General features: G+C 49.0%; 20 protein-coding genes. 12 read left to right on the top strand and 8 right to left on the bottom strand.

The genetic code is table 11. The features are described from left to right. Positions 1–54: 54 nt before the first annotated feature. The gene (locus M979_RS13865) at positions 55–798 is read left to right on the top strand and encodes an SDR family oxidoreductase (protein ID WP_064555287.1); all 744 of its coding nucleotides are present in this window, start codon (positions 55–57) and stop codon (positions 796–798) included. 48 nt (positions 799–846) lie between these two features. Here M979_RS13865 and M979_RS13860 read toward each other — a convergent pair whose 3' ends face one another. From M979_RS13860 to M979_RS13850, 3 genes are all read right to left on the bottom strand, one after another. Then, a complete protein-coding gene (locus tag M979_RS13860) occupies positions 847–1,110 on the bottom strand; it encodes a pentapeptide MXKDX repeat protein (RefSeq protein WP_064555286.1) in 264 nt (87 codons plus the stop codon). A gap of 70 nt (positions 1,111–1,180) precedes the next feature. Beyond that, the gene (locus M979_RS13855; protein ID WP_064555285.1) at positions 1,181–1,969 is read right to left on the bottom strand and encodes a molybdopterin-dependent oxidoreductase; all 789 of its coding nucleotides are present in this window, start codon (positions 1,967–1,969) and stop codon (positions 1,181–1,183) included. A 9-nt stretch (positions 1,970–1,978) separates the two neighbouring features. Beyond that, entirely contained in the window at positions 1,979–2,590 is a 612-nt protein-coding gene (locus tag M979_RS13850) for a cytochrome b/b6 domain-containing protein (RefSeq protein WP_064555284.1), read from the bottom strand. A gap of 140 nt (positions 2,591–2,730) precedes the next feature. Between M979_RS13850 and M979_RS13845 the strand changes: the two genes are divergently transcribed. After that, the gene (locus tag M979_RS13845; protein ID WP_064555283.1) at positions 2,731–3,444 is read left to right on the top strand and encodes a response regulator transcription factor; all 714 of its coding nucleotides are present in this window, start codon (positions 2,731–2,733) and stop codon (positions 3,442–3,444) included. 3 nt (positions 3,445–3,447) lie between these two features. Further along, entirely contained in the window at positions 3,448–4,914 is a 1,467-nt protein-coding gene (locus M979_RS13840; protein ID WP_064555282.1) for a sensor histidine kinase, read from the top strand. Positions 4,915–4,957: 43 nt separating this feature from the next. On the opposite strand, the gene M979_RS13835 is transcribed toward M979_RS13840, so the two are convergent. From M979_RS13835 to M979_RS13825, 3 genes are all read right to left on the bottom strand, one after another. After that, the gene (locus M979_RS13835; RefSeq protein WP_064555300.1) at positions 4,958–6,391 is read right to left on the bottom strand and encodes a 6-phospho-beta-glucosidase; all 1,434 of its coding nucleotides are present in this window, start codon (positions 6,389–6,391) and stop codon (positions 4,958–4,960) included. Positions 6,392–6,556: 165 nt separating this feature from the next. After that, complete coding sequence (locus M979_RS13830; RefSeq protein ID WP_034457717.1) at positions 6,557–7,285, bottom strand: MurR/RpiR family transcriptional regulator; 729 nt, start codon at positions 7,283–7,285, stop codon at positions 6,557–6,559. Positions 7,286–7,300: 15 nt separating this feature from the next. After that, complete coding sequence (locus M979_RS13825) at positions 7,301–7,909, bottom strand: HD domain-containing protein (protein WP_064555281.1); 609 nt, start codon at positions 7,907–7,909, stop codon at positions 7,301–7,303. Positions 7,910–8,078: 169 nt separating this feature from the next. Here M979_RS13825 and trhA point away from each other — a divergent pair, with 169 nt between their 5' ends. After that, the gene (trhA, locus tag M979_RS13820) at positions 8,079–8,732 is read left to right on the top strand and encodes a PAQR family membrane homeostasis protein TrhA (RefSeq protein WP_034457713.1); all 654 of its coding nucleotides are present in this window, start codon (positions 8,079–8,081) and stop codon (positions 8,730–8,732) included. Between the two features lie 39 nt (positions 8,733–8,771). Here the strand turns inward: trhA and ygfZ are convergent, their stop codons facing one another. Continuing rightward, the gene (gene ygfZ / locus M979_RS13815; RefSeq protein ID WP_034457711.1) at positions 8,772–9,758 is read right to left on the bottom strand and encodes a tRNA-modifying protein YgfZ; all 987 of its coding nucleotides are present in this window, start codon (positions 9,756–9,758) and stop codon (positions 8,772–8,774) included. A gap of 247 nt (positions 9,759–10,005) precedes the next feature. Between ygfZ and sdhE the strand changes: the two genes are divergently transcribed. Beyond that, positions 10,006–10,272, top strand: coding sequence for an FAD assembly factor SdhE (gene sdhE, locus M979_RS13810; RefSeq protein ID WP_064513590.1), 267 nt, complete (start codon positions 10,006–10,008; stop codon positions 10,270–10,272). Then, complete coding sequence (locus M979_RS13805) at positions 10,253–10,675, top strand: protein YgfX (protein ID WP_034457706.1); 423 nt, start codon at positions 10,253–10,255, stop codon at positions 10,673–10,675. Before sdhE ends, M979_RS13805 begins: the two co-directional genes overlap by 20 nt. A 7-nt stretch (positions 10,676–10,682) precedes the next feature. Here M979_RS13805 and fldB read toward each other — a convergent pair whose 3' ends face one another. Further along, a complete protein-coding gene (fldB, locus tag M979_RS13800; protein ID WP_064555299.1) occupies positions 10,683–11,204 on the bottom strand; it encodes a flavodoxin FldB in 522 nt (173 codons plus the stop codon). Positions 11,205–11,304: 100 nt separating this feature from the next. Here fldB and xerD point away from each other — a divergent pair, with 100 nt between their 5' ends. The 6 genes from xerD (at position 11,305) to actS (ending at position 18,241) form a co-directional block, all read left to right on the top strand. Continuing rightward, positions 11,305–12,201 (top strand): site-specific tyrosine recombinase XerD, encoded by an 897-nt coding sequence (gene xerD, locus M979_RS13795; RefSeq protein ID WP_034457704.1) that lies wholly within the window; start codon positions 11,305–11,307, stop codon positions 12,199–12,201. Positions 12,202–12,225: 24 nt separating this feature from the next. Continuing rightward, positions 12,226–12,942, top strand: coding sequence for a bifunctional protein-disulfide isomerase/oxidoreductase DsbC (gene dsbC, locus M979_RS13790; RefSeq protein WP_064555280.1), 717 nt, complete (start codon positions 12,226–12,228; stop codon positions 12,940–12,942). A gap of 7 nt (positions 12,943–12,949) precedes the next feature. Continuing rightward, positions 12,950–14,683, top strand: a complete 1,734-nt coding sequence (gene recJ, locus M979_RS13785; RefSeq protein WP_064555279.1) for a single-stranded-DNA-specific exonuclease RecJ — start codon at positions 12,950–12,952, stop codon at positions 14,681–14,683. A gap of 96 nt (positions 14,684–14,779) precedes the next feature. Beyond that, a protein-coding gene (prfB, locus tag M979_RS13780) for a peptide chain release factor 2 (protein ID WP_122974007.1) occupies positions 14,780–15,878 on the top strand; the annotation gives its coding sequence in 2 pieces (ribosomal slippage) (positions 14,780–14,854 and positions 14,856–15,878; 1,098 coding nt in all). Positions 15,879–15,887: 9 nt separating this feature from the next. Next, positions 15,888–17,402: a lysine--tRNA ligase gene (gene lysS, locus M979_RS13775; RefSeq protein WP_064555278.1), complete on the top strand. Its 1,515-nt coding sequence runs from the start codon at positions 15,888–15,890 to the stop codon at positions 17,400–17,402. Positions 17,403–17,473: 71 nt separating this feature from the next. Further along, positions 17,474–18,241 carry an amidase activator ActS gene (gene actS, locus M979_RS13770; protein WP_034457696.1) on the top strand — a complete coding sequence of 256 codons (768 nt, stop codon included), beginning with the start codon at positions 17,474–17,476 and terminating at the stop codon, positions 18,239–18,241. Positions 18,242–18,313 lie beyond the last annotated feature (72 nt).

Below are 18,313 nucleotides of genomic sequence, written 5' to 3'. Positions count from 1 at the left end.
CACTCTTAAGGGCACTTCGGTGCCCTTTGTTTTATCTGTAAATCAGGAGGCAAAATGGGCGTGGTTTTGGTAACGGGCGCAAGTCGTGGCATAGGCAGGGCGACCGCTATCCTGTTGGCACAGGCTGGCTACAAAGTCGTGGTTAATTTTCTGCAAAATAAACAAGCTGCTGATGAAGTGGTGAGTATTATTCGTGCGCATAGCGGCGAGGCGCTTGCCATCAAAGCGGATATCGCCGATGAACTGCAAGTGATGGCGATGTTCGCTGAAATCGACAATGCTTTCGGGCCAGTGACCGCGCTGGTCAATAACGCCGGGATCTTGTTCCAGCAATCCACCATCGAAGAACTGACAGCAGACCGAATCAATCGAGTGATGGCGACTAACGTCACCGGTTATTTTCTCTGTTGCCGGGAAGCCGTAAAACGCATGGCGTTTCGCCACGGTGGAAAGGGGGGCGCGATTGTTAATGTTTCGTCTGCTGCGTCACGTTTAGGTGCGCCAGGCGAATATGTTGATTATGCGGCGTCAAAAGGTGCGGTGGATACGTTAACCACCGGGCTGTCAGTGGAAGTTGCAGCGCAGGGCATTCGCGTAAATGGCGTGCGCCCTGGTTTCATCTATACCGAAATGCATGCTTCTGGCGGTGAAGCCGGGCGTGTTGATCGCGTAAAAGATCTTTTGCCGATGAAACGTGGCGGCCAGCCAGAAGAGGTCGCACAGGCTATTGTCTGGTTGCTTAGCGATAACGCCTCTTACGTGACGGGGAGTTTCCTGGATTTAGCGGGTGGCAAATAGGATCAATGGCAGTCACCTGAATGCTTCGGTGAACTGCCATTATTTGGGTTATGACTTTTTACCCATCTCGTCTTTAGCCATATTGTCTTTAGACATTTTGTCCTTGGACATATGATCCTTTGACATACTGTCTTTCGACATATGGTCTTTCGACATGCACTCTTTTTTCATACTGTCTTTAGAGCAGTCATGAGACATTTTCCCCATGTTATCTTTGGCCATATTATCTTTAGCCATATTATCGGCAGCATTTGCAGCCGTTACACCAAAGAATAACGCTGAGCACATCAGAGCTGTGTAGAGTTTTTTCATTTTCTATATCCTCGTCGTTTAATTAACTACTTAGGTTTGTGAAGTCTTAATAATTCATGGGCCTACTACTTTAACTTCCACCGAACCAGTTATAACCCTGATCCTCCCAATAACCTCCGGGATAACGATTGGTTATTTCCATAACTAAAATATGTTTTGGGTTTTTATATCCTAACTTGGTTGGCATTCTTAACTTCATTGGGAAACCATATTTACGCGGCAATATTTCGCCATCGTAAGTTAATGCAATAATGGTTTGTGGATGCAGCGCCGTTGCCATATCGATGCTGGTGTAATAATCGTCAGCGCATTTGAAACTGATGTAGCGGGCATTTAAATCGGCACCAATGCCTTTGAGAAATAGCGAGAATGGCACGCCGCCCCATTTGCCAATGGCGCTCCAGCCTTCAACACAGATATGGCGTGTCACCTGACTGACCTGCGCCATTTGATGCAGTTGAGCGAGTGTCCAGGGACGTTTATCAGCCACTAAACCGGCGACTTCCAGACGGTATGAATCGCCATTAACCACAGGTGCTTCCTCTTCACTGTAAAAAGCATTGAAGGGAAAGGGGCGTGTCATCATGCTTTCCGGATAAACCGGCGCGAGGTCATTGGCATTAAATATCCAGCCCTGTACCCGGTCATTAAAGCGTGAAATACGGCTTAATGTGTTTTCTACCGATTGGTTATCACTAATATCGCAACCGGTTAGTATCATCAAACCACCCAGCGTTAAACCTTGTTTTAAAAAACGGCGGCGACCTTCCGATGATAACTGCTTATTAATTTCTTTCTTGGCGTCGTGAATAATGGCTGCTTTATCGGAGTCAGAGAAAAGCTTATTTTTATTGTTCATCTTTTTCCCTTATCGCCCACGCAGCATAGCGAGTAAAGTTTTTGGCACCAGCGCCACCATAATCAGATGAATGATGACAAATCCCACCATTCCAGACATGGCATAAAAATGGATAAAGCGCGCGTTGTCATAACCCCCTAATAATTCGCGTAAGAGTGGAAACTGTACTGACTTCCACACCACCAGGCCTGAACAAACTAAAATGATCCCGTCGATCATGACGAATAAATACGCCATTTTTTGTACCGTGTTGTAATGGCGCAGATCGTCATGAGCCAGTTTTCCACGCAGAGCTGCGAGAAAATCGTTTATTAATTCACGCGGTGATAAAGGCCAAAACTTGCGTTTCAGGCGGCCACTAAAAATATTAATCAGCAGATAAACCACGCCGTTTATACCGAATAACCACATCCCGGCAAAATGCCATTGCAACGCACCGCCTAACCAACCACCGAGGGTTAACTCTGCTGGAAAAGTAAAATTAAACAGCGGCGAGGCGTTATAAATCCGCCATCCGCTTGCCACCATGACAAGCATTGCCAGTGCATTCAACCAGTGGCAAATCCTCAACCACATCGGATGAACGATGATGGGTTTAACCTGAAACGTTGGAGTATCCATCGTTTTATTTCCGGTTATTGCGTTGAAATGAGTGTGGTCTAAATCTGTTCGCCAAAGTCTCACGAAAAGTTAAATTAAATGTGATAACTCCACGTCCGTTTGTTGTATAGACTTCCTTTAACGCAGGTATAAAAGGCGAAGTGATGAAGCCCAAAAAGTTACTAATCGTCGAGGATGACGAAAATATTGCTGAACTTCTGCAACTCCATTTGCGAGAAGAAGGCTATGAGCTTGTCCATGCGGCAGATGGCACTCAGGGATTGCAACTACTCAAGCAGGGGGGCTGGGATGCGCTGATTTTGGATCTTATGCTTCCGGGTGTTGATGGACTGGAAATCTGCCGCCACGCCCGCACCATGACGCGTTATACGCCGATTGTGATGATAAGCGCGCGATCCAGTGAAACGCACCGGGTTTTAGGGCTGGAACTCGGTGCCGATGATTACCTGGCAAAGCCATTTTCGATGCTGGAACTTGTCGCGCGCGTTAAAGCACTTTTCCGCCGCCAGGAAGCGATGAGCCAGAACCTGATGCAGGATGCAGGATCACTGACTTTTGACCGACTTACAATTGATCCGCTTGCGCGAGATGTGCGCCTCAGAGAACAACCTGTTGAACTGACGCCGCGTGAGTTTGACTTGCTGTGGTTTTTTGCCAAACACCCTGGCAAAGTCTTTTCCAGGCTGAATTTGCTCAACCAGGTTTGGGGCTATCAACACGAAGGCTATGAACATACGGTAAACACGCATATCAATCGGCTGCGCATCAAGATTGAAGATAACCCTGCAGAGCCTGAATTCATTCTGACGGTGTGGGGAAAAGGGTATAAATTCATCGCACCGCGACACGAGTAAATCATGCGAAAACTCACTCTCTCACAGCGCCTGACTCTGGTTTTTGCGTTACTGCTTATCACTTCTTGCTCGTTGTTGGGGTGGGTGCAAATTCGCACCAGCACGCAGTACAGCCAGGCGATGATTCAACAACTTTCCGGCTCACTCGCCGAACACATCAACCAAAGCTATCCACTTCTTGGACAAGATGGCCTGAATAATGATTCAGTGCGGACTTTGTTCGATCATTTGATGACGGTAAACCCGAGCGTTGAAGTTTATCTGTTAGATGAACAAGGCAATATTATTGGCGATGGTGCACCGCCGGATCATATTAAACGCCATCAAGTCGATCTGGCGCCGATCCAGTTAGCTCTTAACGATCGGCAATATCCGATCTATGGTGATGATCCACGCAGTCTTGATGGCAAAAAAGTGTTTAGCGTGGCACCTATGCGGCAAAACGGGCAGGTGAAAGGCTATCTATATGTCATTTTGCTGGGTGAAAATTACAATGCGCTTGCCAGCGACGCGCAGTCGAACACGTTGTTTAAAGTGGTTTTGCTCTCGATAAGCCTGGTTGCATTACTGGGTTTGATTGTTGGGGGGCTGGCATTTCGCTGGATTACCCGGCCACTGCGCTCGCTTTCACGCCAGGTGAATGCGCTGGAAACCGGTGGCATGGCAGAAATGCAGGCTATGGCCGCACTCCCTTGCGAAAAAGTAGAGAGCAATGATGAAATTAGCCAGTTACGCCAGGGGGTTATCATGATGGCGAGGCGGATTTCAGAACAGTGGCACCGCCTTTCGCAGCAAGACCAGCTGCGCCGTGAATTTATCGCCAATATTTCTCATGATCTGCGCACACCGTTAACCTCACTTCACGGTTATCTGGAAAGCTTATCTGTTATGTCCGCAACACTTTCCGAAGCTGAGAAAAAGCGGTATCTGGAAATCGCTTTAGCGCAGAGCCAGAAAGTACGTACCCTCGCACAATCATTGTTTGAGCTAGCTCGCCTCGAATACGGTGTGGTGAAACCACAAAAAGAGCATTTTTGCCTGAGTGAACTGTTGCAGGATGTCTTCCAGAAATTCGAACTTATGACGCAAACTCGTCAGTTGCAACTGGTGGCTGATATTCAACCTGGTTTGCCGTTGATTGATGCAGATTTGGGGATGATTGAGCGGGTGCTGACTAACTTGCTCGACAACGCAATTCGCCATACGCCAGAGCAGGGAACTGTCGCGGTTCGCCTGTGGAAAGAGGATGAAAAAGTGATGGTGCAAATAAGCGATAATGGGCCCGGGATCCCACAGGAGCTCAAAGAGGGGCTGTTTGTGCGCCCGTCTATTGTTAACCAGTCGCACATCAGAGTAGGTGGATTAGGGCTGATGATAGTGCGCCAGATGTTACAGCTACATGGTAGCGATATTGCGCTGGTGGAAGGGCCTGAAACTGGTGCCTGCTTCCGTTTTGGATTACCTACCTGAATTATAACGCCCCAAAAATGGGGCGTTATATCGAGCAAATTAATCAAAGATTTTCGCCGTTACTGGAAATCACTTCTTTGTACCAGTTAAAGCTTTTCTTACGTGAGCGTGACATATCGCCAGTACCGTCATCGTGCTTGTTCACATAGATAAAGCCGTAGCGTTTGCTGTACTGACCGGTGGTGAATGAAACGCAGTCAATGCAGCCCCATGGGGTATATCCCATCAAATCTACGCCATCATACGTGACCGCTTTCATCATTTCGGAAACGTGAGCTTTCAGATAATCAATGCGGTAATCGTCGTTGATTGAGCCATCTTCTTCCACTTTGTCGTAAGCGCCAAAACCATTCTCAACGATGAACAGTGGTTTCTGGTAGCGTTCATACAACTCACAAAGTGCATAACGCAGGCCAACCGGGTCAATTTGCCAGCCCCAATCAGATGCTTTAACGTGTGGGTTCGGTACGCTGCCCTGGAAGCCAGATAACGCATCACCACTACCGCCTTCGGCCTTCACGGCGTTAGTCATGTAATAGCTGAAGCCGAGGTAATCGCATACGCCTTCACGCAGGATTTGCTCGTCACCTGCTTCCATTTTGATATTGAATTCGCGGCGCTCCCACTCGTTCAACACATAAGACGGGTAGTAACCACGCAGTTGTACGTCGGTGAAGACATAACGTTCGCGCATGGACTCCTGTGCATACATTTGATCTTCTGGTTTGCAGGAGAAAGGATATAGCGGCACCATCGCCAGCATGCAGCCAATTTGCATCTCAGGATTGATACGGTGACCAATTTTCACCGCCATAGCACTGGCCACGAACTGGTGGTGCAGTACCTGGTACATCACTTCTTCAGGGTTATCGTGTTCGGTGTAAACCACACCAGAGCAGCAATAACCGAACAGCGGCGCGCGCCAGTTACGTTGGTTATTGATCTCGTTAAAAGTCATCCAGTATTTCACTTTGCTTTTGTAGCGCTCGAATACGACTTCAGCAAAGCGAACAAAAAAATCGACCACTTTACGATTGGTCCAGCCACCGTATTCAGTCACCAGATAGTGAGGCATTTCAAAGTGGGACAGGGTGATTACCGGCTCGATGTTGTATTTCAGCAGCTCATCGAACATATCATCGTAGAATTTCAGCCCTTCTTCATTCGGCTGCAGTTCGTCGCCTTTAGGGAAAATACGCGTCCAGGCGATTGAGGTGCGGAAGCATTTGAAGCCCATTTCTGCAAACAGTGCGATGTCTTCTTTGTAACGTCCATGAAAATCAATGGCTTCATGGTTCGGGTAATATTTGCCGGGGATAACTTCCTGAGTGATTTCACGCGGTACGCCATGCGCGCCACCGGTTAGCACATCACAAATACTTGGGCCTTTACCTTCTTTGTTCCAGCCACCTTCAACCTGGTGTGCAGCAACTGCACCGCCCCATAAAAAATCTTTAGGTAAAGTCAGTTTTTTCATATTTTGTAATCTCACAGTCAGTGCCAGAAATAATGTGGAATACATCACAAAATGGCAGTGCATTAATAAACTCTGGTCTGGAGTCTAGCAAATGAGATTTAATTGTCACGATATAACAAATCACGGTTTATGTGATTTGTTACATGAAAAAAACAGGCTGTTTTTTTATGCCATCTTCTTAGCCAATTTACGGCCGATGGTTTCTAAAATATAAATGACCGGGATTTGCGTGGTGATGTCATACACCCCACCGACGCGTGTAAGGGGAATGTGCCAGGAGATATTAAAGTCCGCAAGCTTTGCCAGCGCTGAGTTCTCGTGGCTGGTAATGGAGAGCACTTTACAGTTGTGCAGGCTAAACTGGCTGGCGAAACGCAGGATCTCTTCTGTTTCGCCAGAAACAGAAAGCACAATTGCCAGGGCATTTTTCGCCATGTCATTAGTGACTGGGAAATAAGGGTCATCAATATGGTTACTAAATTTTCCGACATTAGAAAAGAAACGTGCACCATATTTAGCTAAAGCACCAGAAGTCCCTGCTCCGACAAATATAATTCGTTCGGATGAGCAAATTATATCAACTGCCTGATCAATTAAATTATCAAATTCTTCATTGTTGGTACTTTTAAAAAAGCTGATTATTTCACTCGGGCCAAAATTAACCAGCTGCTCATCATTTTGTTCAAGATACAATTTAAAGCGCACACGAAATTCAGAATAGCCTTCGCAGTTCAGCTTACGGCAAAAACGCAGCACTGTCGTCGTGGAAACGCCCACCGCATCAGCCAACTCGCGGATTGTCATGTACATCACTTTGTCACGATTTTTGATGACAAAGTTATAGACCAGCATTTCCAGGCCATTGAGATTGGCAATTGCTGCATGAGTAAACATCTGGGTCTTCCTGAATTAAATTAACCAGCCTTTTTCTTGCGCTGAATATAAATGACCGACGACATGTTGCCATAATTCGGGCCAGCTTTCGCCCACCAGCGCGTTGCGCTTCAATACTTGTTCAAGCGAAATTCCATTCTCACGCCAGCTTTGCCCTTCGTTATGCAAATTTTGCAGGATAGGCAGGATTCTATCGAGCGCACCTGCGAAGCGAGAATCGGCTGTGGCACCAGCTTCATATTCCTGCCAGAGCTGTAAAAACAGAGTGCTCTGTGGTTTGGGTAACAAACCAAACAACCTTTCAGCTGCGACGGCTTCTTTCTCGGCAATGGCTGTGCGAGCGGCAAGGTCATAAACCAGGACATCACCGACATCAATCTCGACGATATCATGTAGTAATGCCATCTGGACGACGCGGGAAATATCAACATTCTCTGGCGCGAAGGGAGCAAGACTCATGGCTGCTACGGCAAAATGCCAGCTATGTTCAGCTGAGTTCTCGGGGCGACCATGACCGATAATCTTAGTGCGACGCTCAACAAGTTTCAGCTTGTCGATCTCCATCAGAAAGTTAATCACTTCACTCATTGCGCCAAAAGATAGCTGCGTCATCCTGTGCTCCATTAGTAAATTATTGGTGTGAATTTATTGTATCGATATCGTTATAAGCTCTGATGGATTTATTTTAGCGTACAGGTGTTAGCTGGAATCATTCTCAGTTATGCTGTTCCGGTCATACTTCAATTTGAGTGTGCTAAGCATTATCCATTTTTGTCTCACCGGGAGTTGCCATATGGTTGACAAACCATTGATAGTGAAAGGATATTCAATGGCGGAGGAAATCGCCAATAGTATTAGCCACGGTATAGGGCTGGTTTTTGGGATCGTCGGGCTGATTTTATTACTAGTACAGGCGTTTGATACCAACGCAAGCGTGACAGCGATAACCAGTTATAGCCTGTACGGTGGTAGCATGATTTTGCTGTTTCTCGCTTCAACGCTTTATCACGCGGTTCCCCATCAACGCGCTAAGCGTTGGTTGAAGACCTTTGATCACTGCGCGATCTATTTACTGATAGCAGGGACTTACACACCCTTTTTACTCGTCGGGCTGGACTCGCCTCTGGCGCGCGGGCTGATGATTGTTATCTGGGGCCTGGCACTAGTAGGTATTCTCTTTAAGCTGACCATCGCGCATCGCTTTGAGGTTTTGTCGTTAGTGACTTATCTGCTGATGGGCTGGTTATCGTTGGTGGTGATTTACCAGATGGTAATCAAACTGGCTCCGGGCAGCGTAACGCTTCTGGCCCTCGGCGGCGTGATTTACTCGTTAGGCGTTATTTTCTACGCCTGTGAACGAATTCCTTATAATCATGCTATCTGGCATGGCTTCGTGCTGGGCGGCAGTTTTTGCCACTTCCTCGCAATTTACCTGTATATCCATTAAATCTGTCGCCCCCGAACCGGGAGCGACAGTTAATCAGAATTACTCATCTTCTAATGAATAAGGCAGCCGCTCAATAACAAGCTCGCTGCCGTTATCGTCGCGAACGCGCAGTACGCTATTGGCTTCCAGATCGTTGTTCATCACAACCTGCACCAGTACGCGCCCATCATCAAGCTGACTGGCTGCAAGTACCGTACCGGTACGACGCCAGTTATCACCCATTTTCAACTCCAGGTCTTCACCGGCTTCCGGTAAACGACTGGCTTTGCCTGCGAGATACCACAGAGCACGCTTGTTAGCGCCACGGAATTTCGCCCGAGCCACCATTTCCTGGCCGGTGTAACAACCTTTTTTGAAGCTAATTCCGCCCAGCGCCTGAAGATTTGTTGCCTGCGGGATGAACTGCGCACTGTTAACAGGTTCAATTACCGGAATACCAGCTTCAATCTCCAGCGCTAGCCATTGCTGGCTGTCGTTACGCTGTGCTTCGCCCTGTAATTTTTCGGCCAGCAATTGGGCGGTAGATTCATCTGTCACCAGCATGAAACGCTCGGCAGGTAAGTTGAACCATAGGAGCGTGGTCGCACCTTCTTGTACAACCGGATTCTCTGCGTCTGGCAGAGTAGCAAATAGATTAGCTAGCGCAGCACGAGCCTGGAAACCTGCAACGCCCATCAGCACGCTTTCATCATCTGGAGCGATGGTGACTTTAGAAAATACTGCATATTTTTTTAGCTCAACAAGCTGCGCATCACGCAGGTTGCGGCGCTCAATCAAGGCATAACCCTCGCCACGATGGAACAGACGCAAGTTGCTCCACATTTTTCCTTTCGCGTCACAATGCGCGCAAAGCGTGTGCTGGTTGGCAGCCAGTTGTGCAACGTCAGCCGTGACCTGACCTTGTAGATAGGTTTCTGCATCTTTGCCTGTCACGCTTGCCAGTGCCCAATCATCAAGAGTCATGAGTGTTAGCGGCAGACGAGCTGCGGCTGTAGGCTGACGCGGAGGAAATGGAGTGAAAGCCATAGTTATGTCCCTGGGTTTTGAGCAAATGAATTGGCTCAATGGTAAAAGAGCCATCTGGCAATGCAAGCAGTTTGATTACGCGAGTTGTGCGCTTACGAGTTTTCTCGCAAGGTTAATGTCACTGCAACGCATTACAGATTTTTCTTTCGATAAAGCGCGCAAACGGTAACATTCATTTAATGCGTGCCATAAAAACACGTTACACTAACATTTGTACCTACTTTGTCAGAGAACCAGGAAAGAGCACATGGATATCAATAACAAAGCCCGAATTCATTGGGCGTGCCGCCGGGGAATGCGCGAGCTGGATATTTCGATTATGCCATTCTTCGAATATGAATATGACTCGTTAAGCACTGAGGATAAGCAGTTGTTTGTCCGTTTGCTCGAAAGCGATGATCCAGACCTGTTCAATTGGTTAATGAATCATGGCAAACCAGCAGATACAGAGCTGCAACGAATGGTGACACTGATTCAGACACGGAATAAAGAACGTGGTCCTGTGGCAATCTGATCTTCGCGTCTCCTGGCGTGCACAATGGCTGTCTCTTTTGGCTCACGGTCTGGTTGCCCTGTTAGTGCTGCTGATACCGTGGCCGATGAGCTACACGCTAATCTGGATGCTGCTACTTTCGCTGGTTGTATTTGACAGTGTGCGCAGCCAGCGGCGCATTCATGCCTGCCAGGGCGAAATGAAACTTCTGACCGATTACCATCTGCGTTGGCAAAACCAGGAGTGGGAAATCGTTGGTTCCCCTTGGGTTTTACGCAGTGGCATGATGCTGCGCTTACGTCGTGCCGGGCGCAAACGCTGCCAGCATTTATGGCTGTCTGCCGACAGCATGGATACAGGTGAGTGGCGTGATTTGCGTCGCCTGATGCTGCAACAACAGGCGAGTGGAAGTGGGGAAGCTTAATTAGCTTTCAGGCAAAATGTTCAGCCATTTCTGCAAGAATTTGCTCACACCAGGTTTCGATTCGTTCATCGCTTAAATCGTACTGATTAGTTTCATCAAGCGCCAGGCCTACGAACAGTTGCCCATCTGCAATAACCGGTTTCGGGCTAGTAAACTCGTAGCCTTCAGTTGGCCAATAGCCAATAAACTGAGCGCCGCGTGGGGCAAGTTTGTCGTGCAGCATGCCCAAAGCATCAAGGAACCATTCACCGTAGCCGAGCTGATCGCCCATGCCATAAAGTGCCACCGGTTTGCCTTCAAGATGCAGATTATCCAGTTGATCCCAGACGGCTTCCCAGTCTTCCTGTAACTCGCCGAAATCCCAGGTGGGGATACCGAGAATTAACACATCGTATTGTTCCATCATGGCGGGTGAATCATCTTTCAGATTGTGCAGTGTCACCAGTTCAGGGCCAATGATGTCACGAATTTTTTCGGCAGCCATTTCGGTGTAACAAGTGCTGGAGCCATAAAAAAGGCCAATGTTCATCGCGTTAACAACTCTTTTAAAAACGTGCAGGATTGCAAGTGTATCAGATCCCATTGTGCATCATGCATAATGGACACAATTCGCCAAATGTGAGGCTGCAGTGGAACAGGATCTGGCCCGAATCGAACAATTTCTTGATGCGCTCTGGCTTGAGCGGAATCTGGCACAAAACACGTTAGACTCCTACCGTCGGGATCTGAAGATGGTTGCGGAGTGGCTGGAACGTCACTCTCTGAGCCTGTTGAATGTGCAAACTGGCGATTTGCAGTCGCTGTTTGCTGAACGCCTTGAAGGTGGCTATAAAGCAACAAGTTCAGCGCGTATGCTGAGCGCGATTCGTCGGTTGTTTCAATATCTCTACCGCGAAAAATTACGCGAAGATGACCCGAGCGTGATGCTTTCATCGCCAAAACTACCACAACGTTTGCCGAAAGATTTAAGCGAAGCGCAGGTAGAACGTCTGCTGCAAGCTCCTTGTATTGACCAGCCAATCGAGCTGCGTGACAAGGCGATGCTCGAATTATTGTATGCTACTGGGCTGCGTGTATCGGAGTTAGTTGGGCTGACGATGAGTGATGTCAGCCTACGTCAAGGAGTTGTACGGGTCATCGGTAAAGGTAATAAAGAGCGTCTGGTTCCAATGGGTGAAGAAGCCGTTTACTGGCTGGAAAACTACCTGGAACATGGGCGACCATGGCTGCTCAATGGCGTGTCGATTGATACTGTTTTCCCTAGTAATCGAGCCCAACAAATGACGCGCCAGACATTCTGGCATCGCATTAAACACTATGCGGTGCAGGCCGGAATCGACAGCGAAAAGCTGTCACCGCACGTTCTGCGACACGCATTTGCCACGCATTTACTGAACCATGGGGCGGATTTACGAGTCGTACAGATGTTGCTTGGGCACAGTGATTTGTCCACAACCCAAATTTATACGCATGTAGCAACCGAACGTTTACGCAAGCTACATCAACAGCACCACCCACGAGCGTGAGTGGCAAAAGATAAAGGAATCATCATGAAAAAGCGTTTGTGGCTGCTGCCATTATTAGCGGTCTCTGTGTCCGGTTTTGTTCATGCTGACGACGCAGCAATCAAGCAGTCTCTTGCTAAGCTAGGCGTGCAAAATGCTGACATTCAGTCGGCACCTGTTGCGGGCATGAAAACGGTTTTAACCGATAGCGGCGTTTTGTATGTAACCGAAGATGGTAAGCACGTTATTCAGGGGCCGCTGTACGATGTGAGCGGTGCACAGCCTGTTAATGTCACCAATCAACTGCTGGTGGGTAAACTTAAAGCTCTCGAAAAAGAGATGATCGTTTATAAAGCGCCGCAAGAGAAACACGTCATTACGGTTTTCACTGACATTACCTGCGGCTACTGCCACAAGCTGCATGAAGAGATGAAAGACTACAACGCGCTGGGTATTACCGTGCGTTACCTGGCCTTCCCGCGCCAGGGTCTGCAAAGCCAGACTGAAAACGACATGAAAGCAATCTGGTGTGCAAAAGATCCTAAAAAAGCCTTCGATGCGGCGATGAAGGGCGAAGCGGTAGCGGGTGGGAGTTGCGATATGAATATCGCGAACCATTACAACCTGGGCGTGCAGTTTGGTATCCAGGGAACGCCTGCGATTGTGCTGAGTAACGGTACGGTTATTCCAGGCTACCAGGGGCCGAAAGAGATGAAGCAAATGCTGGACGCGCACCAGCAACTTACCAATGTAGGCGGGTAGTTAACGGGTGAAACAGCAAACACAACTTCGCCGCCGTACGGTCGATGAATCCGTGGTGTTACCCCAGCAATTGCACCCACTTTTAAAACGCCTTTACGCCAGCCGTGGTGTGCGCGGTGAGCAAGACCTGGAACGCAGTGTGAAGGGAATGCTCTCGTGGCAACAGCTTAATGGCATGGATAAAGCCGTTGAAATCCTGCATAACGCTTTTCGTGAAGGTTTGCGCATCATCGTGGTCGGCGATTTTGATGCCGATGGCGCAACCAGCACCGCGTTAAGCGTGCTGGGGCTGCGTAGCCTTGGGTGTCAAAACGTCAGCTATCTTGTACCTAACCGTTTCGACGACGGATATGGTTTGAGCCCGGAAGTGGTGGATCAAGCTCATGCGCGTGGCGCGCAGCTGATTTTGACCGTCGATAACGGGATCTCTTCCCATAGCGGTGTTGAACGAGCGCACGCACTGGGCATTCCTGTAGTTGTTACGGACCATCACTTGCCGGGGCCTGAACTTCCGGCGGCTGATGCCATAGTTAACCCAAATTTGGTTGATTGTGAGTTCCCGTCAAAATCACTTGCCGGTGTTGGCGTTGCCTTTTATCTGATGCTGGCAATGCGTGCTCATCTGCGTGATTGTGGTTGGTTTGAGCAGCAAGGGTTGGCGATTCCAAACATTGCAGAACTGCTGGATCTGGTGGCGTTGGGCACGGTAGCTGATGTTGTTCCGCTTGATACCAATAACCGCATTTTGACCTGGCAGGGTTTGAGCCGCATTCGCGCCGGCAAGTGTCGCCCTGGAATTAAAGCTTTGTTAGAAGTCGCTAACCGTGAGCCGCAAAAACTCGCAGCCAGCGATTTAGGCTTTGCATTAGGCCCACGCCTAAATGCGGCAGGGCGCCTGGATGATATGTCCGTTGGTGTGGCGTTATTGCTCAGTGAAAACATTTCTGAAGCACGTATGTTGGCCAATGAGCTGGATGCACTCAATCAGACACGTAAAGAGATTGAGCAGGGCATGCAGGTTGAAGCACTAACGCTGTGCCAACAACTTGAACACAGCCATGATGAGCTGCCATATGGCCTGGCGATGTACCATCCGGAATGGCATCAGGGCGTAGTCGGAATACTGGCTTCACGTATCAAAGAGCGCTTTAACCGCCCGGTAATTGCATTTGCGCCTGCCGGAGACGGCACGCTCAAAGGCTCTGGCCGCTCAGTGCAAGGCTTGCATATGCGCGATGCTCTTGAACGGCTTGATACTCTGTATCCTGGCATGATGCTGAAATTTGGCGGCCACGCGATGGCTGCAGGTTTGTCGCTGGAAGAAGCTAAATTTGAAGAGTTCCGCCAGCGTTTTGGCGATCTGATCGGCGAATGGCTTGATCCCGCATTGCTTCAGGGCGTGATTTGGTCAGACGGCGCTATTTCTGCGCAAGAGATAACGCTGGAAACCGCTGAGATGCTGCGCGATGCCGGGCCGTGGGGGCAGATGTTCCCGGAGCCATTATTTGACGGTAAATTCCGTTTGTTACAACAACGGCTGGTGGGCGAGCGCCATCTTAAAGTGATGGTTGAACCAATCGGCGGTGGCCCGTTGATTGACGGGATTGCTTTTAACGTCGATACCGCATGCTGGCCTGATAATGGCGTGCGTGAGGTTGAACTGGCCTTTAAGCTTGATGTGAATGAGTTTCGGGGTAATCGCAGCGTTCAGTTGTTAATCGATCACATCTGGCCGATTTAGCCAACCAAAACTATAAAAAGCGGCGTAATTCCGGTAAACTTTCCGGTCTACGACCGCATTTTCGTCTTCTGTCATCAACATAAGATAATACAGACCATGTTTGAAATTAACCCGGTAAAAAACCGCATCCAGGACCTCACTGAGCGCAGCGACGTTCTTAGGGGGTATCTTTGACTATGATGCCAAGAAAGAGCGCCTGGAAGAAGTAAACGCAGAGCTGGAACAGCCTGATGTGTGGAACGAACCTGAACGCGCGCAAGCGCTAGGTAAAGAGCGTTCTTCACTGGAAGCCATTGTCGACACCTTAGACCAAATGACCCAGGGGCTGGAAGATGTTAACGGCTTGCTGGAATTGGCCATCGAAGCCGACGACGAAGATACCTTCAATGAAACCATTGTTGAGATAGACCAGCTCGAAGCCAAACTGGCACAGCTGGAGTTCCGTCGTATGTTCTCCGGCGAATATGACAGCGCTGACTGTTATATCGACATTCAGGCAGGTTCTGGCGGCACCGAAGCGCAAGACTGGGCCAGCATGTTGATGCGTATGTATCTGCGTTGGGCAGAAGCTCGTGGCTTCAAAACCGAAATTATTGAAGAGTCTGAAGGTGAAGTTGCCGGTATTAAATCCGTGACTATTCGCATTCAGGGCGAATACGCCTTTGGCTGGTTGCGTACCGAAACTGGCGTCCATCGTCTGGTTCGTAAGAGCCCGTTCGATTCCGGGGGCCGTCGCCACACCTCCTTTAGCTCCGCCTTCGTTTATCCAGAAGTGGATGACGACATTGATATCGAAATCAACCCGGCAGATCTGCGTATCGATGTGTATCGTGCATCTGGCGCAGGTGGTCAGCACGTTAACCGTACAGAATCTGCGGTGCGTATTACCCACCTTCCGACCAATACAGTGACTCAGTGCCAGAACGACCGTTCGCAGCATAAGAACAAAGATCAGGCGATGAAGCAGATGAAGGCGAAGTTATACGAGCTGGAAATGCAGAAGAAGAATGCTGAGAAGCAGTCGCTGGAAGACAATAAATCGGATATCGGCTGGGGCAGCCAGATTCGTTCTTACGTACTGGATGACTCCCGTATCAAAGACTTGCGTACAGGTGTAGAAACCCGTAACACGCAGGCGGTACTGGATGGCGATCTGGACAAATTTATCGAAGCAAGTTTGAAAGCAGGGTTATGAGGAACCAACATGTCTGAACAACAAGCACAGGGTACCGAAGCGGTCGATCTTAATAATGAACTGAAAGCACGCCGCGAGAAGCTGGCAGGCCTGCGCGAGCAGGGCATTGCTTTCCCAAATGATTTCCGTCGCGATCATACCTCAGACCAATTGCACGCTGACTTCGATGCTAAAGAGAACGAAGAGCTGGAAGAACTGGGCATCGAAGTTGCCGTTGCTGGTCGTATGATGACTCGCCGAATCATGGGTAAAGCGTCTTTCGTTACTCTGCAAGATGTTGGTGGTCGCATTCAGCTTTATGTTGCGCGTGATGATTTGCCAGAAGGCATCTACAACGAGCAGTTCAAAAAATGGGACCTCGGTGACATCCTGGGTGCGCGCGGTAAGCTGTTCAAAACCAAAACCGGTGAGCTTTCTATTCACTGTACTGAACTGCGTCTGCTGACCAAAGCGCTGCGCCCGCTGCCGGACAAATTCCACGGTCTGCAGGATCAGGAAGCGCGCTACCGTCAGCGTTACCTGGATCTGATTTCTAACGACGAATCCCGCAACACCTTTAAAATTCGTTCGCAAATCATGGCTGGCGTTCGTAACTTCATGGTTGAGCGCGGCTTTATGGAAGTGGAAACGCCAATGATGCAGGTGATTCCGGGTGGTGCCTCTGCGCGTCCATTCATCACGCATCACAACGCGTTGGATATCGACATGTACCTGCGTATTGCGCCGGAACTGTATCTGAAGCGCCTGGTTGTTGGTGGCTTCGATCGCGTATTCGAGATCAACCGTAACTTCCGTAACGAAGGTATTTCTCCGCGTCACAACCCAGAGTTCACCATGATGGAACTCTATATGGCGTATGCGGATTACAAAGATCTGATCGAGTTGACCGAATCTCTGTTCCGTACTCTGGCACATGACGTGCTGGGTACTGCGCAAGTGAAATATGGCGAAGAGATCTTTGACTTCGACCAGCCGTTCGCCAAATTGACCATGCGTGAAGCCATCAAAAAATACCGCCCGGAAACTGATATTGCAGATTTGGACGATATGGGCAGAGCACTGGAAATCGCAGCAGCTATCGGCATCAAAGTTGAGAAGAGCTGGGGCCTGGGCCGTGTAGTCACCGAGATCTTTGAAGAAGTGGCTGAAAGCCATCTGATTCAGCCGACCTTCATTACTGAATACCCGGCAGAGGTGTCTCCACTGGCGCGTCGTAATGACGAAAACCCAGAAATCACTGACCGTTTCGAGTTCTTCATCGGTGGTCGTGAAATCGGTAATGGCTTCTCCGAGCTTAATGATGCAGAAGACCAGGCACAGCGCTTTGCAGACCAGGTTTCTGCAAAAGATGCAGGCGACGACGAAGCGATGTTCTTCGATGAAGACTACGTGACTGCACTGGAGCACGGTTTGCCACCAACGGCGGGTCTGGGTATTGGTATCGACCGTATGGTTATGCTGTTCACTAACAGCCACACCATCCGCGACGTTATCTTGTTCCCGGCTCTGCGCCCGGTTAAGTAAGTTGTACTGGTTCCTCCCTGCGCTGCGGGGAGGAACATCTTCTTCTCAGTTAATGTATTCCGAGGATTGGTTTGCGCAAGGAAAGCACAGTCAGAAAGTGGGCACCGAATGCCGTCATCCTGGTGCTAAGCCTGTTACTCGTCGCTTGCTCATCAAATAAAGCGGGCACCACTCAAGCCTCTTCAGGTAGCTACAGCGGTTCGGTTTATACCGTCAAACGTGGTGACACACTCTCGCGTATTTCGCGTATGACCGGCACAAGCGTCGGCCAGTTGGCTCGCCTTAATGGTATTCCTGCTCCTTATACGCTGGAGATAGGGCAAAAAATCCGTGTTAAAAGTAGCTCTGGTTCTTCATCTTCATCGAAGAAAACAGCCGTTGCGAAAACCTCAAAACCACGTTCATCTTCCACCAGTAGCGTTGCGAAAGTCGCTGCTCCTCCGGTTGGCTCAAAATGCTGGCTCTGGCCAACGTCGGGTAAAGTGATTGCGCCATTCTCCGATAGTGACGGTGGGAATAAAGGTATTGATATAGCCGGTAAACGTGGGCAACCCGTTTATGCTTCTGCGGCCGGAACCGTGGTTTACGTCGGTAACCAGCTGCGCGGTTATGGCAACTTAGTGATGATTAAGCATAACGAAGAGTACATCACGGCCTACGCTCATAACGAAACGACACTGGTAAATACCAGCCAGAAAGTTAGCGCTGGCCAGAAAATTGCTACTATGGGCAGCAGCGGTTCAGATTCGGTGAATTTGCACTTCCAGATTCGTTATCGTGCAAATGCTATCGATCCACAGCGCTACTTACCTCCTCCAGGTAGCAAGCCATCTTGCTAATTAATAGAAGCCAGATATTTTCTGGCTTCTATTAAATACCATTCCTATTGATCTTTATCACGCACCCTTATC

Origin of the sequence: Buttiauxella noackiae ATCC 51607 (genome assembly GCF_001654865.1) — a bacterium.
In the GTDB taxonomy this organism is placed as follows: Bacteria; Pseudomonadota; Gammaproteobacteria; order Enterobacterales; family Enterobacteriaceae; genus Buttiauxella; species Buttiauxella noackiae.
The sequence above is the reverse complement of the archived record's forward strand: the minus strand, read 5'-3'. Positions and strand labels throughout refer to the sequence as shown.